At 72.9% G+C, this 18,878-nt stretch carries 14 protein-coding genes and 1 pseudogene; 10 read left to right on the forward strand and 5 right to left on the reverse strand.

Going from position 1 to position 18,878, the window contains the following annotated elements:
• Positions 1-575 precede the first annotated feature (575 nt).
• Positions 576-1,151: a TetR/AcrR family transcriptional regulator gene (locus QOM21_RS07070; protein ID WP_407548882.1), complete on the reverse strand. Its 576-nt coding sequence runs from the start codon at positions 1,149-1,151 to the stop codon at positions 576-578.
• A 70-nt stretch (positions 1,152-1,221) separates the two neighbouring features.
• Here QOM21_RS07070 and QOM21_RS07075 point away from each other — a divergent pair, with 70 nt between their 5' ends.
• Entirely contained in the window at positions 1,222-2,115 is an 894-nt protein-coding gene (locus tag QOM21_RS07075) for an NADP-dependent oxidoreductase (protein ID WP_407548883.1), read from the forward strand.
• Between the two features lie 302 nt (positions 2,116-2,417).
• Here the strand turns inward: QOM21_RS07075 and QOM21_RS07080 are convergent, their stop codons facing one another.
• From QOM21_RS07080 to QOM21_RS07090, 3 genes are all read right to left on the reverse strand, one after another.
• Positions 2,418-3,434, reverse strand: a complete 1,017-nt coding sequence (locus tag QOM21_RS07080; protein WP_407555596.1) for a WD40/YVTN/BNR-like repeat-containing protein — start codon at positions 3,432-3,434, stop codon at positions 2,418-2,420.
• Between the two features lie 348 nt (positions 3,435-3,782).
• Complete coding sequence (locus QOM21_RS07085; protein ID WP_407548884.1) at positions 3,783-5,396, reverse strand: zf-HC2 domain-containing protein; 1,614 nt, start codon at positions 5,394-5,396, stop codon at positions 3,783-3,785.
• A gap of 335 nt (positions 5,397-5,731) precedes the next feature.
• On the reverse strand, positions 5,732-6,349 hold the full coding sequence (locus QOM21_RS07090) for a TetR/AcrR family transcriptional regulator (protein WP_407548885.1): 618 nt from the start codon (positions 6,347-6,349) through the stop codon (positions 5,732-5,734).
• A 263-nt stretch (positions 6,350-6,612) separates the two neighbouring features.
• Here QOM21_RS07090 and QOM21_RS07095 point away from each other — a divergent pair, with 263 nt between their 5' ends.
• The 7 genes and pseudogenes from QOM21_RS07095 (at position 6,613) to QOM21_RS07125 (ending at position 12,914) form a co-directional block, all read left to right on the forward strand.
• Positions 6,613-7,131, forward strand: coding sequence for a PH domain-containing protein (locus QOM21_RS07095; protein ID WP_407548886.1), 519 nt, complete (start codon positions 6,613-6,615; stop codon positions 7,129-7,131).
• A complete protein-coding gene (locus tag QOM21_RS07100; protein WP_407548887.1) occupies positions 7,128-8,669 on the forward strand; it encodes a PH domain-containing protein in 1,542 nt (513 codons plus the stop codon). The genes QOM21_RS07095 and QOM21_RS07100 overlap by 4 nt, the downstream gene beginning before the upstream one ends.
• Positions 8,670-8,902: 233 nt before the next feature.
• Entirely contained in the window at positions 8,903-9,316 is a 414-nt protein-coding gene (locus QOM21_RS07105; RefSeq protein ID WP_407548888.1) for an SsgA family sporulation/cell division regulator, read from the forward strand.
• Positions 9,317-9,421: 105 nt separating this feature from the next.
• Entirely contained in the window at positions 9,422-10,126 is a 705-nt protein-coding gene (locus tag QOM21_RS07110; protein WP_407548889.1) for a response regulator, read from the forward strand.
• Complete coding sequence (locus tag QOM21_RS07115) at positions 10,123-11,769, forward strand: ATP-binding protein (protein WP_407548890.1); 1,647 nt, start codon at positions 10,123-10,125, stop codon at positions 11,767-11,769. The genes QOM21_RS07110 and QOM21_RS07115 overlap by 4 nt, the downstream gene beginning before the upstream one ends.
• A complete protein-coding gene (locus QOM21_RS07120) occupies positions 11,766-12,338 on the forward strand; it encodes a hypothetical protein (protein WP_407548891.1) in 573 nt (190 codons plus the stop codon). The genes QOM21_RS07115 and QOM21_RS07120 overlap by 4 nt, the downstream gene beginning before the upstream one ends.
• 161 nt (positions 12,339-12,499) lie before the next feature.
• A pseudogene (locus tag QOM21_RS07125) lies at positions 12,500-12,914 on the forward strand (DUF1992 domain-containing protein).
• 22 nt (positions 12,915-12,936) lie between these two features.
• Here QOM21_RS07125 and QOM21_RS07130 read toward each other — a convergent pair.
• Positions 12,937-14,214 (reverse strand): hypothetical protein, encoded by a 1,278-nt coding sequence (locus tag QOM21_RS07130; RefSeq protein ID WP_407548892.1) that lies wholly within the window; start codon positions 14,212-14,214, stop codon positions 12,937-12,939.
• 520 nt (positions 14,215-14,734) lie between these two features.
• Here QOM21_RS07130 and QOM21_RS07135 point away from each other — a divergent pair.
• Both QOM21_RS07135 and scpA read left to right on the forward strand, forming a co-directional pair.
• Positions 14,735-16,633, forward strand: coding sequence for a methylmalonyl-CoA mutase family protein (locus QOM21_RS07135; RefSeq protein WP_407548893.1), 1,899 nt, complete (start codon positions 14,735-14,737; stop codon positions 16,631-16,633).
• The gene (scpA, locus tag QOM21_RS07140; RefSeq protein ID WP_407548894.1) at positions 16,633-18,876 is read left to right on the forward strand and encodes a methylmalonyl-CoA mutase; all 2,244 of its coding nucleotides are present in this window, start codon (positions 16,633-16,635) and stop codon (positions 18,874-18,876) included. Before QOM21_RS07135 ends, scpA begins: the two co-directional genes overlap by 1 nt.
• Positions 18,877-18,878 lie beyond the last annotated feature (2 nt).

Here is an 18,878-nt window from a genome sequence, read left to right on the forward strand (position 1 = left end):
GGACCCGGTACCGCAGGGCCCCACACGAAGACGTCGGGGCACGGAGGAGTCCGGACGAAGGCGAACAGGTCGCCGCCGCCGTTGTCGCCGAAGAAGAGCAGCGGGTCGAACGGCATATAGGTTCGGCGAAGGTGCGATCGGACCGGAAGTGAAGGTTCTCCTCGACGATCCGGCTCAGAGGCCAGACCGTATCCACTCCGTCGTGGGCCACGATGCCGCCCGTCTCCCGCAGCAGGCCGACGAGTTCGCGCGGTAGCGCACATCCCAGGCGCCGCTCGGCGGTGGCCACCCTCTCCGGATCGGCGGGCTCGCTCAACTCGACCGCGGGAAACGCCTGGCGGGCGATCTCTCTCCACATGCGGGCAGCGTAGGCACTGCCTGACGGGTCGTGTGACCAGGCCGTCATGCACAACGCTCCGGTCGGTATCAGGCGGGGTGGTCTGACGGGTCGTGAGTGGACGCGGCCGGAGCGGCACTTGCCGAAGAACGCCGGACGCGGCGCCGGGCCGCGTAGCCCGGGACGGCCGTTGCCGCCATTCGCCTCCGGCCTTCGCCCGTGACGCGCCGGGCAGTCCTCAAGGGCGGGTGGCCTCCCAGGCCGCCTCGATCATCCGGAAGATCTCGTCCACCGCGGCCTCCGGATCGGCCGCCTCACGGGCCAGCGAATAGGCGTCGATCACGAACCTCGCGATCGCCCGGGCGGCCGTGGTGCTCGACGACAGGTCGGGGTCGGCGGCGATGGCCGCTGCCAGCGACTCCGCATGACGCAGCCGCATCGACTCCTCGTACTCCCGCAGGGCGGGTGAGGCGTCGATCATGCGCCAGATCGGGGCTGCGCCGTCCGCCGTGCAATGCCGCACCAGGGCCTGGATCTCGCGGCGCAGCGCAGGGATGAGCGGCTCGTGCGGCGCCCGGCGGGTGACCGCCTGCGCAAGGCGCTGCTCGAAGTCTTCGTCCTGCTCGAACACCAGGGCCTCTTTCGAGGCGAAGTGGGAGAAGAGCGTGGTGACGGCCACGTCGGCCTCGGCGGCCACGTCACGGATGCCCACCGCGTCGTATCCGCGTTCCAGGAAGAGCCGCAGGGCGGCGTCGGCGATCTTCTGGCGGGTCGCGGCCTTCTTGCGCTCACGGCGTCCGGACGGCATGTTCACGCGCTGACGCTATCAGATACAAATTCCTAACCGTTCCAAAACACTAACCGTTAGTGTTACGTTCGGCCGCATGAGAAAAGTGAGCTTCGCCGAGTTCGGCGGTCCGGACGTGCTGCAACTCAAAGACGCCGAGGAGCCCCACGCGGGCCCCGGTCAGGTGCGCGTCGCCGTGCGGGCGGCGGGCGTGAACCCCGTCGACTGGAGGGTCCGTGAGGGCCAGGTCCTGGGGGCCCATCCGATCGCGTTGCCCGCCGGGGTCGGGCTGGACGCCGCCGGGGTGGTGGACGAGGTCGGCGACGGTGTCAGCGGGGTCGAGGCCGGCGACCACGTGTTCGGCGAAGGGTCGAGCACGTATGCCGAGTTCGCCGTGCTGTCGGCCTGGGCCCGTATGCCCGAGGGGCTGACCTTCGAAGAGGCGGCCGGGTACCCCTCCGTGGTGGAGACCGCGCTGCGCGTCATCCGTGAGGTCGGTGTGCAGTCCGGGCAGACGCTGCTGGTCAGCGGGGCTTCCGGAGGAGTCGGATCGGCGGTGTTGCAGATCGCCCGCGACCGCGGCATCACGGTGATCGGTACGGCCGGCGCCGCGAACCAGGACTATCTGCGCGGTCTGGGTGCCCTCGCCACGACGTACGGCGAAGGCTGGGTCGAGCGGGTGCGGCAGCTCGGCCGTGTCGACGCGGCTCTCGATCTGGCGGGCTCGGGCGTGATCGGCGAACTCGTCGAGCTGACCGGGGATCCGCAGAAGGTGCTCTCCATCGCCGATCTCGCCGCGCCGGAACTCGGTGTCCGGTTCTCCGGCGTGGCCGGGAGCGTGCCGGAAGCGCTCGCCGAGGCCGCCGTCCTCATCTCGCGGGGGAAGCTGCACATCCCGGTCGAGAAGTCGTACACCCTCGCCGAGGCCGCGGCGGCGCACATCGACAGCCAGGCCGGCCATACGCGCGGGCGCCGGGTCATAGTCGTCTGAGCCGTTTCCTGCGAGGTTGCACGGCCCGGCAGGCTGCTTTCCTCGACGGCGGCGAACATGCTTCCCGTCGCCGAGCCCGCCGGGCCGGCCTTACCGGTCGGCGTCGGCCTGGACAGCTCAACAGAGCTCTCCCGTGTGCCGTCCGCCGGCCGGCGGACGGCACACGGGACGGCCGTAAGAGGTCTACCGGCTGCCGGACCTCGCGGCAGGCCACCCGCCTCGGGATACCGGTCCGTCGCCGGATCCCGTTGATGACCTGCCGGTGTTTTCCCTACGCCGGCCTCGACGCCGTCCCGACGTCCTCAGTGCGCGAGACGCGCGATGCGTCCGTTTTCCCCTGCGGCCCAGCAGCCGAGGTCCGGGGCGCAGTCGACGGTGTCGTACGAGCCGTTGTCGAAAGCTTGCCAGGTGCGGCCGGCATCGAACGTCACGTCGCTGCCGGTCGGTCCCACGGTGACGGCGATGTGCCGCGAATGCGGGAGCCAGGACACTCCGGAGCGGTATGCGCTCGGCGGTTCGGCCGCGCCCTTCCAGGTGGCACCGCCGTCGGTACTGACCGCGGCGGCCCGGGGCGACGGCATGCCCGGGCGGTAATCGCCACCGACCGCGAGGCCGTGCGCGCGGTCACGGAAGGCGAGCGCGAAGACCCCACGGGCCGGGTCACCGGCCGGGACGGGGGCATCGGTGACCGTCCAGGTACGCCCGCGTTCGGCGGTGTGCAGCACACGGGCGGTGGCCGCGCCCCCGGTCGCGATCCAGGCGTCGTGGCTGCCGGAGGAGACCAGGCACTGGCCACTGGCGGCGAACGCGGCCTCGCCCGGCTGGGCCTGCGGCATCCCGTCCGACGGCAGCACACGCCAGCTGCGGCCGCCGTCGCCGGTCGACAGGATGCGGTACCTGCCGTCGACCGGATCGCTGAGTGCGATGCCGTGCCGCCGGTCGAAGAAGGTCAGGCAGTCGTAGAAGGCCCGCGGGTCGGTGTTGCGGAAGCTCTCACTCCAAGTGGCCCCTCCGTCGTCGGTGCGCAGGACCCGTGAGGCATCCCCCTCGCCGATCGCGAGAACCACCGCACGGCGCGCATCGAACGCCTCGACATCGCGGAACTCCAGCGCACCCGCGCCCGGCGGTGAGACATCGCTCCACCGCCGCCCGCCGTCGTGCGTCCGGAGCACGGTGCCGTTGGTGCCGGCCACCCACGCCGTCGACCTGCTGACGGCCGCGAGGCCGCGGAAACGGGCGTTGCTGCCACTGTCCTTGAGCCGCCAGCCGACGTGCAGGGCATCGGGCCGGGACGTGGTGGCCGACGCCGGCAGGTCCATGCGCGCAGCTGACTGCTCCCCGGCGGAGGATGCCGACGGCGGCCGGCCGACGTCGGCCGGCTGTGCCGCGGCCACCGGTCCTGCGGCTGCGGCGATCGTGCCGAGCAGCGCCGCGCCGGCCACCGCCGACGCGATCCGGCGCACCGATCGCCCACTGCGGGGCCCCGGCTCCGTGCCCGTGCCCCTGCCTGCGCGCGCTGTGCCGTGTCCGCCGTACGACCTGTGTTCCGAACGCCGCATCCGCGCCCCACCCCGATCGTGATCCCCACGGGCCTCAGGAACCTCCGGGCCCTCGTTGCGCTGGAAGCTAGCCCAGCCCGAGGGCCCCGTCCAGGGTGCGGCGGGCCGTCACCGGTCCCGGTGTTCGCGCTCCGTCGGGGTGGGCGTGGGTTCCGTCGGCTGCGCGGAGGCGGAGCTGGTGCCCGGCTCGGAGGAGGGGGCGGAGCTGTCCGAGGGGGGCGGGGTCGTGCCGGGCGCGGTCGTGGAAGGCGATCCGCTGCTCGGCCCGGCCGTCGGCGAGGTGGGCCCGGTGCTGGGGCTGGAAGGCGCGGGGCTGGAGGGGGCCGGGCTCGAAGGCGCAGGACTCGACGGGGCCGGGCTGGAGGGCGGCGGGCCGGAGGGCTGCGTCGGGGACCCCGTGGCCGGCGGCGGGGTGGGCGAGCCGGGAGTCGGGGAGCCGGTGGTCGGCGGCGCGGTCGTGCTCGGCGCCGGGGTCCCGGACGCGGGCCCCGTGCCCGGCAGCGAGGACGAGGGCGGCGCGGATATCGAAGCGGCGGTGCGCGGCGGCAACGGCTGACCCGGCGTGGACCCGCCGGGCGTCCCCGGAGCCGGGATCCCGCCGTTCGACGGCGCGGTCGATCCGGCGGCGGGGCTCGTGCTGCTCGCGCCGCCGGTCCCGGACGGTGCCTCCTCGGTCGGCGCACCGCCCTGCGGCAGGCTCTGCTCCGACGTACCGCCCGTGGTCCGCGAGGCCGCCTCGACCTGGTGCGGGGCGGCCGCGGAGTCGTCACCGGCCAGTACGAACCCGGCGGCGACCGCCGCCCCGGCGACCGCGGCCGCGGCCACACCCGCTGCCGTCGCGGCCACCGGCCCGGTCATGCCGACCCGGCCGCGCAGGAGACGCCGCATCGGCGAGGGCGTCGGCTCGGGTGCGCCGGTCTTGGCCGCGGCGTCTGCGGCGCCGACGCCGACCAGGGGCCGCAGGAACGTCGCGGAGCCGCCCGCCAGGAACGTCAGCAGCGCGGGGCCGATCAGCGCGGACAGCCGGTCGTCGGAGCGGGTCAGCAGGGCCATCCGGTCCTGGCAGTCCGGGCAGTGCGGCAGATGGCCTTCGACCTCGCGCACCTGGTCGCCGGTGGCCTCGCCCCGGATGACGGCGGGCATCCGCTCCCGGTAGGCGAAGCACAGCGGATCGTCGGGCGCGCCGGGTATCTCGCTCAGGAACGCCTGCCGCAGACCGCCCCGGGCCCGGTTGAGGAGCACGGTCGCGGTGTCTTCCTTGCCACCCACCGTCTTGGCGATCGCGGCCGGCGTCTGCTTCTCGGCCTCGGCGAGCCACAGGGCCTGCACCCAGCGCTGCGGCAGCTGGTCCAGGATGCGGGCGAGCAGATCGACGTAGCCGCCGGGCTCCGGCGCCTCGGCGCCGTCCGTGGAGGCAGGGGTGCCGGCGCGCGGCCGGTCGTCCTGCGGGTCGCGCGGGATCAGGCGTGCGGGGTCCGCCTCCGCCGTCGTCGCGAGGTCGCGAATGGTGGTCCGCAGATAGGCGCGGATGTCGTCGATCCGGGCGCCGCCGTGGATCCGCTGCCGGACGTGGAAGTGCGCCTCGGCGACAAGGTCGGCGGCGAGGGCGGGGTCGGCGGTCCGGAGCCGGGCATAGCCGATCAGGTGCGGGTACTCCCGCGCGTGGAGCGCGGTGTAGGCGTCCACCGCCGACTCCTCGGACATCGCGAAGTCATCTGACATGGAGGTACGGCCCCTGACGTAGTGCGCACCCCGGCGGCGGCTCCGCGACTGCCCGGTGGTCGGTCGCGGCGCGGTGGGGGCATGGCTTGAACGGCAAGAGTAAGGAGGACGCAACGTTGGCTCAAAGTTTCGTGACGGAGGTCACGGAGGCATGCGGCGCAACGGAGCACCGACGGAACCGGGGTCGATCTTCAGCCATATTCCGTCGGGGGCACCGCCCAGAGATCGTTTGTCGCGCGAGACGCACGGAAGGCGACGGGAGACGCACAAGGGGCAAGGGAAGGGCGGCGAAATCAGCCGCGGCTTCCGCTCGCTCCGGCCAGGGTGTGTCCGACCTAGGCGTGGCCGGCCTGGGCGCCCCCGAAGAGGTTTTCCAGATGCCGGTCCAGCAGCCGCAGCGCCTGCTCGGGGCCGTGCACGTCCAGCAGGACGTATGTGGCGAGGCCGTCGGTCACGCTGATCAGCAGCATCGCCTCGTCCTCGGTGGCCCGCTCCGGCGGGAGTTCACCGCGGTCCGCGGCCCGGCGCAGCTGGTCGGCGAAGAAGGCGCGCAGCTCGGGGGTCCCCTCCCTGGCCTCGGCCCGGAGGGACTCGTCGTGAACGGCGCGGGCGAAGTAGGCGGCGCCGACCAGCGCGCCGATCCGGCTCTTCTCGTCCAGCGGCAGCATGCCCGCCAGGCAGGCGCGCAGCACCGTACGGGGCGACGGCTCCTCGGGCAGCTTCTCGATGCGCTCGCGGATGCGCCGCTCGGCCAGCTGGTTGATGTGGCGCAGGGCGAAGCGGAGCATCTCGTCCTTGCTGCCGAAGTAGTGCTGCAGCCGGCCGAGGGAGATGCCGGCCTCGGCGGCGACGTCGCGCAGACTCGCCCCGTCCAGGCCCCGGGTGCTCGCGATGCGCCAGAGCGCCTCGGAGATCTCCTGCCGCCTGGCTTCGTGATCCACCTTCTTGGGCACACAGGCCCCTTTCTCTGTTCCCTGTTCTCTGTCCGCTGTGCGCAGGGGTTCGGCAACGACCACGCGGCAACGCATTGGCGGGAATACCCGGGCGGCAGCCGGCGTGCCGCGCCGCGCCCGAGTCTCCCGAATCGGCCCGGCTCGCCCGTGATTCACCCCTGCCCGACCGGGCCGCCGCGGCGACTTCGCCTTTTACAAGTCACTCGTATCGTTATAGCGTACGGGACTCAATACAGTTGACTTGAAACCCGGAGTGATCCCTGATGTCCGAGTGCGCCGCCCCGCGCCTGCGCCCACCCCGCCATCGCGTCGACCCGCGCGCCCGCCACTGGTGGACCGTCCAGGCGTGGCTGACGCTCAGCGGCCCGATGCTGCTGACGGCGCTCGCACTGGCCGTCCTGAGCCTGCTCTTCTTCCCCGGCGCGCTGCCCTGGCTCGGCCCGCTGCTGCTGGTCACCCTGGTGCTGCCGGCGGTCTGGTACGTCGCCGTCATGCCGCGCCGGCGGTACGCGGTGCACGCGTGGGAGCTGGGTGACCGCGCGGTCTACGCGGCCGGGGGCTGGTTCTGGCAGAAGCGGCGGATCGCGCCGCTGTCGCGGGTGCAGACCGTCGACACCCTGCGCGGCCCCGTGCAGCGGCGCTACGGCCTGGCCACCGTCACCGTCACCACCGCCTCCACCGCGGGCGACATAAAGATCGCCGGGCTCTGCGACGCCGACGCCGAGGAGCTGGCCCGTCGGATCGGCGAGGCCGCCCAGGACGTACCGGGTGACGCGGCATGAGCGCCCCGACCGGAACCCCCGGCCTCACCGCTCCCCCCGGTACCCCGCAGTGGCGACGGCTGGACCCGCGCACGCTCCTGGTGCACTGCGGCTGGATGGCCGCGCCGCTCGGCTCACTGGCCCTGACGGCCCTGGCGACCGGCGGGCGGATCAGCTCCAGGGCCTGGATCAGCCTGGCCGCCATCGCCGCGTCCTTCGCCGTGATCACCGCCATCGGCCTGGTGCGCTGGGGCCGCACGGCCTTCCGCGTGACCCCCGACTCCTTCGAGGTCCGCACCGGACTGCTGACCCGACGGCTGCGCAGCGTGCCGCTGCACCGCATCCGCACCGTCGACCTGACGGCCTCCCCGCTGCACCGGCTGCTGGGCGTGACCGTGCTGCGGGCCGGCACGGCGGGCTCCGGCGACACCGGCGGCGAGCTGCGCCTCGACTCCCTGACGCGTAATCAAGCACATTTGCTGCAGGCCGAGTTGCTCGCACGTGCCGATGTGGAGGCGGGCACCGCGGATCCGGTACTTGCCCGCGTCAGCCGTCGCTGGCTGCGGTACGCGCCGCTGACCTTCTGGGTCGTCGGTGGCGTGTTCGTGGCGGTCGGCTCGCTCTACCGCGCGCTCGACGGGATGGGTATCGAGCCGTGGAAAATCGGCTTCGTCCAGCGGGCGTTCAGCGAATTCGGCGCCGGCATACTGTGGCTGACCATTCCGGCCGCGCTGCTCGGCGTCCTCGTGCTCGGTTCGGTCGGCGCGGTCGCCCTCTACATCGAGAACTGGTGGAACTACCGCCTGGAGTGGGCCGATGCCCGCACACTGCGGGTGCACCGGGGCCTGTTCACCACCCGCTCGGTCACCATCGAGCAGGACCGGCTGCGCGGCGTGCTGCTCCGCGAACCGCTGCTGCTGCGAGCCGGCGGTGGCGCCACGGTCCGCGCCGTCGCGGGTGGCCTCGGCAACCGTGAGGAGAACCGCCGGCGCAGCGTGATGCTGCCGCCCGCGCCCCGGCCACAGGCACTGCGTGTGGCGCGCGGCGCCCTGCGCATGCCGCTCCCCGACACGGAGTTGACGTCACCGGCCCCGCTCACGCCGCACCCGCGCGCCGCGCTCCGCCGACGCCGGGTGCGTGGCGTGCTGTACGCGGTGCTGCCCGGCACGGCCCTGCTCGCGGGGACGGGGGTGGCGTTCACCCCCGTACTTCTGCACTGCGCTTGGATCTACGCGGTGGTCAGCACGCCGCTCGTGCTGTGGCTGGCCCGGGACGCGTACCGCAATCTGGGCCACGGAATACGCGGCGGCCTGCTGGTGACCCGCTCCGGCACCTTCAGCCGGGACACCCTCGCCCTTGAGCGCAAGGCCGTCGTGGCGTGGACGTTCACCACCTCGCCCGCGACTCGCCGGGCCGGACTCGTCACGCTCACCGCTGCGGTCGCGGCCGGTGAGGACGGCTACCGCATCCCGGACCTCTCGGCCGCCGAGGCACCGGCCTTCGCGGCTGCGGCCGCCCCGGGAATCATCGAGGAGTTCCTGGAGCAGCCACGCCCTTGACCGCCCCTTGACTGAAGAGCGATGCCCGTTACCCGATGCCAGGTGGGGGCACCAGGGGCCGGCCGACGGAGGGGCTCCAGCCGTCGGCCGGCCCAGTGCGTTACCCCGGATCGGCCCGAGGATGCCTTTCATGACATAGATCACACACCCGTCGCGTGCACGGCGAGAGCGGGCACTGCGTCCTACTGGATGAGTCACGCCCAAGACCCGACCGCCGTGAGGGAGCAGCCGCGATGCCCAGTGCCATCGACCAAGCCGTCCAGGTCCGTCTCATCGCGACCGCGCCAGGCCCGCACGCGGTGCCCGCGGTGCTGCGCTACGAGCCGTCCGATCCGCTCGCGGTGCGGATGTCCTTCCCGCCGGAGATCTCCCTGGACGGCGCCGCGGTGAACTGGGCGTTCGCCCGCGAGTTGCTCGCCGAGGGGCTGAGAGGCCCGGCCGGGCGGGGCGATGTCCGGGTACGGCCGGCCGGCCAGGAGCGCACCGTGATGGAGTTCCACGCCGAGGAGGGCGTCGCCATGGTCCAGATGCGCACGGCGGACGTCCGGCGGTTCCTGGCCCGCTCCTACGAGGCCGTGCCCGAGGGGTCCGAGCAGATGCAGCTCGATGTCGACCGCGGCCTGGCGGAACTCTTCGGCGCGGCGTGACCGGGACCGGCGTGACACCGCGACGCACGTCCGGGCAACTGCTCGCAGTACGGGCATTCCACCCCTGTTACGGATCCATCATGTATCTCTCCGATACTTGTTCCCATGCCACGGGTACTTCTGATCGAGGATGACGCTGCCGTACGCGACGGGGTGAGCCTCGCGCTCCGACGGCGCGGCCATGACGTGGCTGCCGCGGCCAGCGGCGAGGAGGGGATGGAGGTCCTGCCGGGCTTCCGCCCCGACATCGTCCTGCTGGACCTGATGCTGCCCGGCAAGGACGGCTTCGAGATCTGCCGGCTGATCCGCGCCGACCGGCAGCTGCCGATCATCATGCTCACCGCGCGCGGTGACGACCTCGATGTGGTGCTCGGGCTGGAGGCCGGCGCCGACGACTACATCGTCAAGCCCGCCCGCGGCGAGGTTCTCGAAGCGCGGATCCGCGCGGTGCTGCGCCGCACCGCGCTGCCCGCCGACGGCGGTCCCGCCGCCGACCCGGGGCCCGCCCCGGTCGAGACGTACGGCGAACTGGCCGTCGACCGGGCCGGCCTGGTCGTCACCAAGGCGGGCCAGGACCTGGCACTGGCGCCTTCGGAGATGAAGCTGCTGCTGTTCCTGTCCGCCACGCCCGGCCAGGTCTTCAGCCGCCAGCAGCTCCTCGAACACGTCTGGGAGCACAGCTACCACGGCGATGCCCGGCTGGTCGACGCGTGTGTGATGCGGCTGCGCACGAAGATAGAGGACACCCCGCGCAGCCCCCGGTACGTCCAGACCGTGCGCGGTTTCGGCTACCGCTTCGGACCGCTGTGAACCACGTCGGCCGCCTGGCGCCGGCCCTCCCCCGTCTGCGGCGGGGCGGCCCCCAGCTCCTGCGGGGGCTGCGGGCGCGGCTCGTGGTCGCCTTTCTGCTGGTGGCGGCCGTCAGCGCGCTGACCACCGCCGGGCTGACCTACCGCGAGGCACGCAACGCCATCCTTCAACGCTCCCAGGACATCGCCGTCAACGATCTGCGGGAGCAGATCAATTCGCTCGCGCCCGAGCTGCCGGTCCCGCCGTCGCAGTCGGATCTGGACTTCTTCCGGGTCCAGCTGGAGCGCTCCGGCAAGTCCCGGGACTGGGACATCTCCGTCCACTACAGCGGTGTGTCGGACAGCGGCGGTGGCCTGCGGCGGGACGTGGTGGTGCCGGCCGAGCTGAAGGAGTCGGTCGAGAAGCGCCATGTCCCGGCCTTTCAGCGGGTCGAGCGGGACGGCGCACCGTGGCTGCTGATCGGGATGCCGGTCCGGCAGTCCGACGGTGACGCCTCCGCCCTGTCCGTCTACGCCCAGCTTCCGCTGAACGCCGAGGAGTCCAATGTCGAGGCGTTGGTGAGCGCGGCACAGCGGGGCGCGCTGCCGGTGCTGGCGCTCGCGGTGATCCCCGCGCTGTTCGCGGCGCGCGGTGTGCTGCGTCCCGTGCGGGGTCTGCGGCAGGCCGCCGGGCGACTCGCGGAGGGCAGGCTGGACACCCGGCTGGAGGTGAAGGGGGCCGACGAACTCGCCGATCTGTCACGGTCGTTCAACGACATGGCCGCGCGGCTGGAGGAGAGCATGGCGGAGCTGCGGCGGCTGGAGGCCAACGCCCGGCGCTTCGCGGCGGATGTGTCGCACGAGCTGCGGACGCCGCTCGCGGCGATGTCCGCGGTGACCGATGTCCTCGACGAGGACGCGGAATCGCTGGACCCGGACACCGCCTCCGCGGTCCGGCTGATCAGCCAGGAGACCGGCAAGCTGGCGCGGATGGTGGAGGACCTCATGGAGGTCTCGCGCTTCGACGCCGGGGCCGCGTCGCTGCATCTCGACGAGGTGGACGTCGCCGAGACGATCCGTAAGACACTGCAGGCCAGGGCCTGGCGGGAGCGGGTGTCCACGGAACTTCCGGACGGGGTACGGGCGCGGCTGGACCCGCGCCGGCTGGATGTGGTGGTCGCCAACCTGGTGGGCAACGCCCTGCACCACGGCGGCGAGCCGGTGCGGGTGCTGCTGCGCACGCCGGAGGCCGGCGCGGACCGGCTGCTCATCGAGATCCGTGACAGCGGTCCCGGCATCGATCCCGAGGTTCTGCCGCATGTCTTCGACCGCTTCTACAAGGCGGACTCCGCGCGTGCCCGGTCGGAGGGCAGCGGCCTGGGGCTGGCCATCGCGCTGGAGAACGTCCGGCTGCACGGCGGGGCGGTCCGTGCCGCCAACTCCCCCGAGGGCGGAGCGGTGTTCACCGTGGAACTGCCGCTGCGCCATGACGTCGGAAACGGCGAGCCCTCCGGCGATCGGGCCGATGCCCACGAGGACGCGGGCGAGGACGGGACCGGACCCGCCGCCGTGGCGTCCGGTGACAGCCCCGAGGCGGTGGGCAGCGCCGTGGTCGGCGGCCCGGATGCCGCGGGCCCCCCGGCCGGGAAGGAGAGCGACGGATGAACGCCCTCGACGCCCTGACCTCCGTACGGGCCCGGCGGATCGTGCTCAGCGGGCTGCTGGGTGCCGCGCTGTCGGGCTGCGGGGTGGCGACCACGGACGTCATCGACGCGGGTGCGCCCGCGGTCGGTGTGAAGGATCCGGGCCAGCCCGAGGCGGACGTCCAGTTGTTCTTCTACGGGCAGTCCGGGCTGCGCTCCGCGACCCGCCCGGCGAAGGCACCTGCCGACCCGGAGGAGGCGATCCGGTTGCTGATGGACGGGCCGAACCACGCCGAGCGTCAGCGTGGCCTGTCCAGCGTGCTGCCGGAGTTCCCGGGACGGCTGACCGCCGGCACACGCCAGGGCACCGTCGAGATCACGCTGCCGATGAACGCGAAGCTGCTGGACTCCGCTTCCCTCAGTCAGTTGGTGTGCACGGCGGCCAACGCCCACGTGCCCGGAGACAAGCCGCCCGGCCAGGTCACGGTGACGCTCGTGGGCGCGGGCGTCCGCGTCGGCCCCATGGTGTGCGGCGGCAACAACGCCTTCCCCGTCGTCCAGCCGACCCCCACGGAGACGCGGCCCGGGTGATCCGGGGCCGGGCCGAGGCGTGGAGCCGACGGAAGCCCGACCTCGCGACGGTGGCGCGGTGCCGGGCGGGAGCCGTCGATCCGCCCGCCCGCGCTACGGTGAAAGCAGGCACCCGCGGGCCAAGAGGATCGGACGGCCCTGAACCTCGGGAGAATCACGCGATGACCGAGCGCAAACCCCCCGGCGTCGACTTCGAGACCTGGGTCGACAGGCAGATCCGCGAGGCGACGGAGCGGGGCGACTTCGCCGACCTGCCCGGCGCCGGAAAGCCGCTCCCCCAGCTCGACCGGCCGTACGACGAGCTGTGGTGGGTCAAGGACAAGATGAGCCGCGAGAACCTCTCGTACCTCCCGCCGACGCTCGTCCTGCGCAAGGAGGCCGAGGACGCGCTGGAAACGGCGTCCCGAGCCCCCACCGAGACCGCGCTGCGCCGCATCCTGTCGCCGGTCAACGAGCGGATCCGCGCGGCGCTGCGCACCCCCCCTCGAAGGCCCGCCGCTGAACCTCACACCGTTCGACATCGACGAGGTGGCCCGCGTCTGGCGGGAGCGGCACGGGCAGCAGGATTCCGGCTGATCGCAATCGGGGCCGCCGCGCTTCACGGCCCGGCCGGCCCCAGCCGCACGCGCAAGAACCTCGGCCGGTAGAGACCGACGTCGCCGTTCAGCCGGGCATCGGTCGGCACGCCGGGCGGGCCGAGCACGTTGACGTCGTAGCTGAGCAGGAGCCTGCCCGAGGCGGTGAACTCTGGGTGGACCTGCGGGTTGTAGACGGCGACATCATCGCCACCGTGCGGGCTGTCGGCGGACGGGCGCGGCGGCGTGAGGCGGCCCCGGGGACCGTGCCAGGGGCCCTGCGGTGAGCAGGACCAGTAGCTGGTGAGCGAGGCCAGGCCGGCTGCGCCCCCGCTGCCGGTGTCCATGGTGAACAGCACCCAGGTCGGGCCGTCGCGGACGACGGTGAAGGAGCTGCCCACGCCGCGCCGGCCGCCGGCCCGCAGCACCGGCGCGGCGCGCGCGGCCTGCCGCTGCCAGCGGGCGCCGTCCCAGAACCGCCAGCGGTCGCGCTCGGCGAGCCGCCCGGCCGGGACCCGGGCGAGATAGGCGCTGGAGGCGGGTGATGCCTGCGGGTCGTCGCTGCCGAGGACATAGCGCCACGCACCGTCGCGTACCGACGCCGCGCCGTAGAGGACGCGCCGGTCCGGGTCGGTGACGGATGTCTGGTCCACGGCCTCGGTGATGCTCTCCAGGCGCAGGCCGGGGAGGGAGAGGGTGGCGACCTCGGTGCTGCGCGGTACGCCGAAGATCCAGGGGCCGGACCCCGGGGCGCGGTTCCACAGCAGGACGCGGACGACCTTCTCGCGCGCGCCCGGCGTGCGTGGCTCCACGCTCGCGCGGACCGGCCACCGCCAGCCGCCCGGCGGATCGGGGAAGAACGGCCCGGCGCCCCCGCTGCCGCCGGTCAGGGTCCGCTCCAGGCGGCCGGAAGGCGACATCAGCACGGCGGAGTTGCGCCGGAGGACGGGCGTGCCGCCGTGGTCGGCGGTACGCCAACGGTGCAGCAGTCCCTGGGGATTGGGCGGCGGCTGGATCCGGTCGAGGAAGGTGTCGGAGAACAGCCAGAGGGTCCGGCCGTCGGGGAGCCGTACGGAGTGGGTGCCGTCGCCGCCGGTCCAGTCGTCCACCCGGGTGTTGTCGTCGCCGTAACGGGAGAAGGCGGTGGTGTGCGCGGTGTCCGCCGACCAGGACGCCACCGCACGTCCGGCGCAGGCCGGGCCGCGCTCCGGGGCGGCGTCCGGCAGAGCCCACACCACGGCGGCTGCCATCAACAGGATCAGGAGCGCGGCGGTCGCGGGGCGGGCGATCGGCCTGGACATACCGCTCCTCCGTCGGGTGCCGCGCCCAATATCCGGAGCCGGCCGGCCCCAGCCGGTTACGCGCGCCGAGCGGCGAGACGCGGGCCGGCGCCTGGCTTCACGGCGCTCGCGCAACGGTGGCACAGGGGCGCCAACATCCGTGCGGGACACGCCCGTTACCCGGTCGTGCGCCCACCGCCGACGTATTCGGGCCGCGCCGACACAGCGTGACGGATCGACCGTAGGGGTAACCCAGCGTGACCACTCGAGGCAGCCGAGACGTCACTCCGACGATCACGGCGGGAGCGAACCGACCGCATTGGGCACGATGTGACCTTAGGTGGCTTTTATGAGCAATGTCGATCCCCGCATCACTCAGGCGGCACCCTCGCTCCCGCCACACGATCGGGTGGCCGGGCCCGCCCCGCCGGCCCCTCGGTTCGAATGTCCACCCGAATACGGACAAGCGCGAGGTCAAAGAGTGCAAGGTCACAGCTGGAGCCCCTGCTCCAGCTAACGGTCGTTCGCCTAGCCTGCTGCCATGACCGCCGAGTCCCCCGAACTCCCCCTGGCCGCAGCATTCCCGGACGCGGACCGAGAACAGTGGCAGCGCCTCGTCGAAGGCGTGCTGCGCAAATCGGGCGTCACCGATGCCGCGGGCGACGCCGCCGAGGACGCGCTCGCCACCGAGCTCCAGGACGGGATCCGCATCCGCCCGCTGTACACCGCCGAGCCCTCCGGGTCCGCCGAGCAGACGGCCGCCGTGGGCCTCCCCGGCTTCCCGCCGTTCGTAAGGGCCGGCCGTCCGGAGGGCACAACCGTGGCCGGCTGGGACGTACGCCAGCGCCACGAGCACACCGACCCGCGCCGCGCCAACGAAACCGTGCTCGCCGATCTGGAGAACGGCGTCACCTCCCTCTGGCTGACCGCCGGGGCCGGTGGCGTGCCGGTCGCCGGCCTCTCCGAGGCGCTGCAGGGCGTCTACCTGGACCTTGCCGCCGTCGTACTGGACGCCGGCGCCGACTTCGAAGCGGCCGCCGAGGAGTTGCTTCGCCTCTACACCGCGGCAGGTGTACCCCTCGGCGCGGCGTCCGGCAATCTCGGCGCCGACCCGCTGGGCCTGCTGGCCCGCTCGGGCGACGACAGCGCGCTGCGCACCCACCTCGCCGCGGCCGCCGAGCTGGCCGCGCGCTGCGCCGCGGAAGCGCCGGGCCTGCGGACCCTGGCCGTGGACGCGCTGCCGTACCACGAGGCCGGCGGCTCGACGGCCGAGGAGCTCGGCGCGTCGCTGGCCACCGGCGTCGCCTACCTGCGGGAGTTGACCGCGGCGGGCCTGGACGTCGACACGGCCTGCCGGCAGCTGGAGTTCCGCTATGCCGCCACGGCCGACCAGTTCCTGACGATCGCCAAGCTGCGCGCGGCCCGCCGGCTGTGGGCGCGGGTCGCCGAGGTGTGCGGCGCGTCGCCCGAAGCCTCCGCACAGCGCCAGCACGCGGTCACGTCCACGGTGATGATGACCCGTCGGGACCCGTGGGTGAACATGCTGCGCACGACGGTGGCGGGGCTGTCCGCCGGCGTCGGCGGCGCGGACGCGGTGACGGTGTTGCCGTTCGACTCCGCGCTCGGCGTGTCCGACGCGTTCGCCCGACGCATCGCCCGGAACACCCAGTCCGTACTGCTGGAGGAGTCGCACCTGTCGAAGGTGATCGACCCGGCGGGCGGCTCCTGGTACGTGGAGAGCCTCACCGACGAACTGGCCGGCGCCGCCTGGGCGTTCTTCCAGGAGATCGAGGGCGTCGGCGGCCAGGCCGCGGCGCTGCGCTCGGGGATGGTCGCCGAGCGTCTGGCGCGCACCTGGCAGCAGCGCTCCGAGAAGCTCGCCCGCCGCCGAGAACCGATCACCGGAGTCAGCGAGTTCCCGCATCTCGCCGAGCCCGCCGTGCACCGCGAGCCCGCCCCCGCTCCGGCGGGCGGCGGACTGCCTCGGGTGCGCAGGGACGACGCGTACGAGACCCTGCGGGCCCGGTCGGACGCGCATCTGGCGGCCACCGGCGCCCGCCCGAAGGTCTTCCTCGCCGCCCTGGGACCGGCCGCGGTGCACACCGCGCGGGTGGCCTTCGCCGCCAACCTCTTCCAGGCGGGCGGCATCGAGACGGTGCAGGAGCCCGCCTCGGTGGACGCGGAGTCGGTGGCCGAGGCGTTCCGGCGCAGCGGCGCGGGCATCGCATGCGTGTGTTCGAGTGACGCGGTGTACGCCGAGCAGGCCGGCCCGGTGGCGGCCGCGCTGAAGTCGGCGGGAGCGCTGCGGGTGCACCTGGCGGGCAAGCCGGGCGAGCGCCGGGAGGAATTCGTGGAGGCCGGTGTGGACGCCTTCGTCTTCGCGGGCTGCGACGCGGTCGAGGTGCTGTCCTCGGCCCTGGATGTCATGGAGGTGGCGTGATGGACGACGCGACGCAACAGGCGGGCGCCATCCCGGACTTCAGCACGGTCGAGCTGACGGACGCGGCAACTGTCGCTGCCGGCGCAGCGGGCCCGGGCGACGCCGGGCAGTGGGCGGCGGCCGTCGAGGAGGCCACCGGCAAGGGCGTCGAGGACCTGACGTGGGAGACGCCGGAGGGCATCGACGTCAAGCCGCTCTACACCGAGGCGGATCTGGCGGACGTGGACTTCCTGGGCACCTACCCGGGCATCACCCCGTATCTGCGCGGCCCGTACCCGACGATGTACGTCAACCAGCCGTGGACGATCCGGCAGTACGCCGGCTTCTCCACCGCCGAGGAGTCCAACGCCTTCTACCGCCGCAACCTGGCGGCCGGCCAGAAGGGCCTCTCGGTCGCCTTCGACCTGCCCACCCACCGCGGTTACGACAGCGACCACCCGCGGGTGACCGGCGATGTCGGTATGGCGGGCGTGGCGATCGACTCGATCTACGACATGCGTCAGCTCTTCGAGGGCATCCCGCTCGACAAGATGACCGTGTCGATGACGATGAACGGCGCGGTGCTGCCCGTGCTCGCCCTCTACATCGTGGCGGCCGAGGAGCAGGGCGTACCGCCCGAGAAGCTGGCCGGGACCATCCAGAACGACATCCTCAAGGAGTTCATGGTCCGCAACACCTACATCTATCCGCCGCAGCCCTCGATGCGGATCATCTCCGACATCTTCGCGTACACCTCGCAGAAGATGCCGCGCTACAACTCCATCTCGATCTCCGGCTACCACATCCAAGAGGCGGGCGCGACGGCCGACCTGGAGCTGGCGTACACCCTCGCCGACGGGGTGGAGTACCTGCGCGCGGGCATGGCGGCCGGCATGGACGTGGACTCCTTCGCGCCGCGGCTGTCCTTCTTCTGGGCCATCGGCATGAACTTCTTCATGGAGATCGCCAAGCTGCGCGCGGCCCGGCTGCTGTGGGCGCGCCTTGTCCAGCAGTTCGAGCCGACGAACCCCAAGTCCCTTTCTCTGCGCACCCATTCGCAGACATCGGGCTGGTCGCTGACCGCCCAGGACGTGTTCAACAACGTCACCCGTACCTGCGTCGAGGCGATGGCCGCCACCCAGGGCCACACCCAGTCGCTGCACACCAACGCCCTCGACGAGGCGCTGGCCCTGCCCACCGACTTCTCCGCCCGTATCGCCCGCAACACCCAGCTGTTCCTCCAGCAGGAGTCGGGCACCTGCCGGGTCATCGACCCGTGGGGCGGCAGCGCGTACGTCGAGAAGCTCACGCAGGATCTGGCGCGGCGGGCCTGGCAGCACATCGAGGAGGTCGAGGCGGCCGGCGGCATGGCCAAGGCGATCGACGCGGGCATCCCGAAGCTGCGCGTCGAGGAGGCCGCGGCCCGCACCCAGGCCCGGATCGACTCGGGACGCCAGGCACTGATCGGTGTCAACAAGTACCGCGTGGAGACCGACGAGGAGATCGACGTCCTCAAGGTCGACAACTCCTCGGTGCGCACGCAGCAGGTCGAGAAGCTGAAGCGGCTGCGCGCCGAGCGCGACGAGGGTGCCTGCCAGGACGCGCTGCGGGCGCTGACCGAGGCGGCGAAGGCGGGCCCCGGTGAGGGCCTGGAGGGCAATCTCCTCGCCCTGGCCGTGGACGCGGCCCGCGCGATGGCGACCGTCGGTGAGATCTCGGACGCACTGGAGTCGGTGTACGGGCGCCACTCCGGCCAGATCCGTACGATCTCCGGTGTGTACCGAGACGAAGCGGGCCCCTCCTCCGGTGTGGAGCGCACCCGGGCGCTGGTGGCCGAGTTCGAGCGGGCCGAGGGGCGCAGGCCGCGCATCCTGGTGGCCAAGATGGGCCAGGACGGCCACGACCGCGGCCAGAAGGTGATCGCCACGGCCTTCGCCGACCTGGGCTTCGACGTCGATGTCGGCCCGCTGTTCCAGACGCCGGCCGAGGTCGCCCGCCAGGCGGTGGAGGCGGACGTGCACATCGTGGGCGTGTCCTCCCTCGCGGCCGGCCATCTGACGCTGGTGCCCGCGCTGCGTGAGGCGCTGGCGGCGGAGGACCGCGAGGACATCACCGTCGTGGTCGGCGGGGTGATCCCGCCGCAGGACGTGCAGACGCTGCGCGACATGGGTGCCGCCGCGGTCTTCCCGCCCGGCACGGTCATCCCCGATGCGGCCCACGATCTGGTGAAGGACCTGGCGTCGGTCCTCGGCCACGAACTGTGAGC

This window comes from Streptomyces sp. Pv4-95 (assembly GCF_045782725.1).
Taxonomy (GTDB): Bacteria; Actinomycetota; Actinomycetes; order Streptomycetales; family Streptomycetaceae; genus Streptomyces.